At 37.8% G+C, this 5,108-nt stretch carries 4 protein-coding genes; all 4 read right to left on the bottom strand.

All coding sequences use genetic code 11. The features are described 5' to 3' along the window. Window positions 1-418 precede the first annotated feature (418 nt). Window positions 419-1,834 (bottom strand): HlyD family type I secretion periplasmic adaptor subunit, encoded by a 1,416-nt coding sequence (locus ACY10D_RS06720; protein ID WP_486999991.1) that lies wholly within the window; start codon window positions 1,832-1,834, stop codon window positions 419-421. 2 nt (window positions 1,835-1,836) lie between these two features. Next, complete coding sequence (locus tag ACY10D_RS06715) at window positions 1,837-3,960, bottom strand: type I secretion system permease/ATPase (RefSeq protein WP_486999990.1); 2,124 nt, start codon at window positions 3,958-3,960, stop codon at window positions 1,837-1,839. 203 nt (window positions 3,961-4,163) lie between these two features. Then, on the bottom strand, window positions 4,164-4,859 hold the full coding sequence (locus ACY10D_RS06710; RefSeq protein WP_486999989.1) for a hypothetical protein: 696 nt from the start codon (window positions 4,857-4,859) through the stop codon (window positions 4,164-4,166). A 15-nt stretch (window positions 4,860-4,874) separates the two neighbouring features. Continuing rightward, a partial coding sequence (gene hisE, locus ACY10D_RS06705; protein WP_486999988.1) for a phosphoribosyl-ATP diphosphatase occupies window positions 4,875-5,108 on the bottom strand: 234 nt, incomplete at its 5' end.

Here is a 5,108-nt window from a genome sequence, read left to right as displayed (position 1 = left end):
GGGGGATAAAATAGAGTTGCCTCAGATTAAGCCTAGACCATTATTTTCAAAGATCAAATTTCATTCTTGATTTTTTGAAATTTTCTGCTTAACCATCATCGGATTGCACGCAAAAATATTGTTCGTAACTATACTCCGTAACCGTGGGCTGAGCGTAAGTCGAAGTCCATATACGTTTTTGTTTATCCCTTCGACTTCGCTCAGGGAATGGGGGGAAATTTACTCAGGTCTCGAGATAGGCTTTGCTCAAAGGACAATATAGACCTTGCTCAGAGCGTAAGATGGACTTTGCTCAGGGAGCGTCGCTCAGGGAACGAGATGGTCCTTTGGATATTAACTCTTCTAACCAAGACGCCTTATCAGATTCAAGCGATTATAAAGATTTTCCATTATCAAACGCTCACTCCTGCACCCACAATCACCGTTCATGCAAGCTTTCTTTAAACGCCTTAGTTAAAGGACTTAAGAAATATTCAATAATTCGTCTTTCGCCAGTTTTCACCTCAACGGTCACCGTCATGCCTGAGCGAATGCTAAACTCTTTTGCTTGCTTATATAATGTCGTGCTATCAAGTTTCACAACAACTTTAAAGACCAATCCCAACTGTTGATCGTCAATCGCATCGTCACTTATTTCAACGATCTCACCGATTAATAAACCATATTCAGTAAAGGGATACGTATCGATTTTAACTTGTACTTCTTGCCCTTCATGCACATAGCCAATATCTTTATTTGAGATCATGGCATTGATTTCTAGTGGACTATCTTTTGGAATAATCTGCATTAATACTTGAGCAGGCGTCACCACCGCACCAATAGTATGCACAGACAAGCTCTGGACAAAGCCTGATAATGGCGCGCTTAGACTCTGTGCCTGTTGCATTAGTTGATATTTATTAAGCTCATTGCTTAGACTCTTAAAATCCTTTTGATTTAATTCGATCTGCTCTAACACTTGCGCTAAATAATCCGCTTTAGCACGCATAAGCGCACTATTTTTACTGCTAATATTTGCAGTTAATTGCGCTACTGTTGCCTTGTGTTGTGCTAATGCTTGCTCGGTCTCAATCACTGCTTTTTGACTTTGTAACATATCGGCTTTTGAGCCATAGTCATTTTGATGCAGTGTTTGGTACATGCTATTTTGTTCCGTAATAATCGGTAGTGTTTTATTAAGCATTTCAAGTTGCATTTCAAGCGCTGTTTTCTCCGCTTTGGCGGCATTGATCTCAGCCACAAGATAATCAATATCCGCACTATAAGCCTGCCATTTACGCCATATCAGCTCAATCAAAGCATCTCTTTCTGTTGGCGTTAATCCTGGTGTAAACAACAGCTCATCAATATCCTTTTTTGCTAATTCATCCTTCATTGCTAACTGTAATAACTGATAAAGGCTCTGATATTCTTTTAACATAAAGTACACCACTTTGCGCTGTTGCGTAATATTCTCAATATCAGCCTGAGTAACCCGCTGATCTAACTCAATCAATACTTGCCCTTTTGTTACTAACTGACCATCTTTCACCAAAATCGTTTTAATCACCCCTTTCTCTAACGGTTGAATCGATTTAACTTGTGCTTCGGGCACGACCTTACCTTGTGCGCTGACAACAACATCCATTTTGCCAAAGCATGCCCATAATACAGCAATAACGATCAATACAACCAAAAGCCACATCATAATGCGCGCTAAGGGGTGCGGTGGTCTTTCTTCAATCTCAAGTGCTAGGGGTAAAAAACTTAACGCATCCTTTTGCTGATTGCGCCTGTCTTGCCATCGTACCAATCGCTGATACAATTGGACAATTTTGTGATATAAGTTTCTCATCATTATCCCCTTGTGTTTGCAAATTGCGCATGATAAAGCGTGGCATAATGACCATCCAATGCTAACAGTTCATCATGGCTTCCCTCTTCCACCACTTTACCTGCCTCAAGATAGATAATCTTATCGCAATGCATCACCGTTGATAGTCTGTGAGCAATAATAAACACCGTACGATTATGGGTGATTTCTCGCATATTCTGCTGAATCATGCGCTCAGATTCATAATCTAAAGCCGATGTTGCCTCATCAAAAATAAGTATTTTAGGCTCATTGATCAATGCTCTGGCGATGGCAATACGCTGTTTTTGCCCACCAGAGAAATTAGCACCTTGCTCCTCTACGATCGTATCATAACCATGTTTTAATTTGACAATAAACTCATCTGCTCCTGATAATTTAGCTGCATTGATTACTACATCTAGAGACGACCCAGGACACGTCAGCGCAATGTTCTCACGGATACTGCGATTAAATAAGAAGCTCTCTTGTGACACCACACCGATCTGTTGCCTTAACCATACAGCACTTAATGCTGATATATCAGCACCATCGAGTAAAATACTGCCTGATTGCGGTAGGTAAAGCTTTTGTAAGAGTTTTGCTAATGTACTTTTGCCTGAACCTGAACGACCAACAATACCAACGGATTGATTGGCTTGAACGTTGAAGCTAATCTCTTTTAATACCGCAGGGGTATTGATACCATAATGAAATGTTAGGTTTTTAAATTCAATATCGCCAGATAATTGGGCTAATTGCTGATTATTGCTTACGCTTGATCCTTCCGCTGTGGTATTTAAAATATCACCCAAACGTTTCAATGAAATGCGCGCTTGCTGAAAGTCTTGCCATAATTGCACCACTTTTAAAATAGGACTGGTAACACGTCCAGCGAGCATATTAAAAGCGATCAATTGACCAATGGTTAAGTCTCCTGAAATCACTAAGTTAACCCCTAGGAAAATAATCAAAAGTGTCGTGATCTTGCTAATAAATTGTGCAATTTGCGAAGTGATATTACTTAAGTTGCGCGCGCGAAAGTTGGTGCGCACATAGCTTGCCAAATTATCTTCCCATTTATGTTGCATTTGTGGCTCAATCGCTGATGATTTAACCGTTTGAATTCCAGTTAATGACTCAGTCAAGAACGCTTGATTTTTAGCACCTTCTTTAAATGCTTGATCAAGGCGCGCTTTTAGTATTGGGGTAATCAAAAGGGATAAGATAATATAACAAGGAATGGTTGCTAATACGATTAATGTCAATTTGGCTGAATAAAACCACATGACCGCGAAAAAGATAAAAGTAAAGCCAAGATCAATTATCAAGGTCAATGCGCTACTGGTTAAAAACTCACGAATACTATCAAGCTCTTTGACACGTGCAACACTTAATCCCACTTGTCTCGCCTCAAAATAGGCAAGAGGCAAACTTAACAAATGCTGATATAGTTTCGTGCCAAGCTCAACATCAACGCGACTTGTCGTATGCGCAAACAAATAAGTACGAATTGCACCTAAGATTACCTCAAAAATACTCACTGCCACAAAGCCAATGGCTAATATCTCCAATGTAGTTAAAGCTTGATGCACAACCACTTTATCCATCACCACCTGGAAAAATAGTGGTGTTACCAAAGCAAATAACTGCAAGAAAAATGACGCAATAAGCACATCACGAAAGACGTGTTTATATTTCCATAGTGCCGGAATAAACCACTTAATATTAAATGCCTTATCTTTTGACTTATTATTTTTAGGATTAAGATATATGACTTTACCATTAAATAATTGACTAAATTCAGCTGATGATAAACTTATCAGCTCATTGCTATTAGCTAAAATCACAAGATACTCTTTCTGATCATTAACACCGACCAAAACAAAATAATCATCTTTGCCAACAATAATCGCAGGTAGAGTAGATGACTTAATATCCACCATATCGCAGCTGATCTCTTTGGCATGAAAATCATTGGCTTTAAGTGCTCGCATCAATGCTTTATACCCAAATATACCATTCACAGCAAACTGATGAAAAATTGTTTTAGGATCTAATGCCACCTGATATAAACTGGCTGCTTGTATTAGCGCTAATAACGCTGTATTTTGCTGATAATCCGACATATCATCGCCCCACATATTTGCCCGCTCAAGGCAAAATATAGATCAAAAAACAAATAAATAAAGGACGTTTTAAGATTAATAATGAAATTTTGGAATGTCGGAATGTTGAAATATTGCTGATCGAAATATGAAAACAGTTGAGGAGAGGAAAAACATCTTCGATCAGCTGTTTGGTAGTGTAGGCTTTTAAACTTAACTCAAACTTAATGGTTTTGTTTTTTCTTGTTTCTCTTTTCCATTTTCCCAAAAAGCTCTTTTAGCTCTTCGGCATTTTGCTCACCCCAAAGTAATATAAGTTTGAAGTCGTTGAGTTTTGCTTCTTCAGTTCTAAATGAACCTACCCATAACCACAGAAAGTACAAACATATCGTTAGAAAAATCAGAGCTTGTAAAATCATATTAAAAGTTAATTTGTCAAAAAAGGCGCCTAAGATCACAAAAAATATAGCAGCCACAACTGAAAGAGTTGGATGTTGCAGTATTTGAAGCTTTTTATACTCCGCTTCCTTTGTGATTCTATTGGCAAGTTCGATTAAATACTCTGGGTTATCTAGTAAATCAGGATGCTTCTCATAAAACATTAAATATTTTGTGCTACGCCAATATAGCCTTTCCCTTTTATATAACAAAAGCATGTTCCCATTTAGCTTATAATAGAGAGCTATATTTCTATTCAAGTAAAATATGTATGTAAATGTTAATGCCAAAAAGATTACTAACAAAGTTACCTTCAGCCATGGATTGTTTACAAATATACTGATTATTAGCCCTAACATACCAAACAGCCATAAGACAAAAATAACTTTGACCAATTTATCCCCGAATCTAAATGGTAGCAAAATTTGATATAGCTTAAGGCTTTTAAAGCTATCAATATACTTATAGTCGATTAACTTCATCTCGTAAACCCTAAATTAATGCTTATTTTCTCTTACTTGCAAAACACTGATCACATCCTGCAAAGATAACTCTTTTTCTCTTAGCAATACCAGCAAATGAAAGATTAAATCAGCACTTTCATTTTTAAGCTCATCTATATCATTCTTCATTGCGGCAATCACGGTTTCAACACCTTCTTCACCGACCTTTTGCGCAATGCGCGACACACCACTAGCAAAAAGGCTCGTAACATAACTATTTTGTGGTTT

It is taken from the genome of Cysteiniphilum sp. (assembly GCF_057495195.1).
Note: the sequence above shows the minus strand (reverse complement) of the source record. Positions and strands in the feature narration are given on the sequence as shown.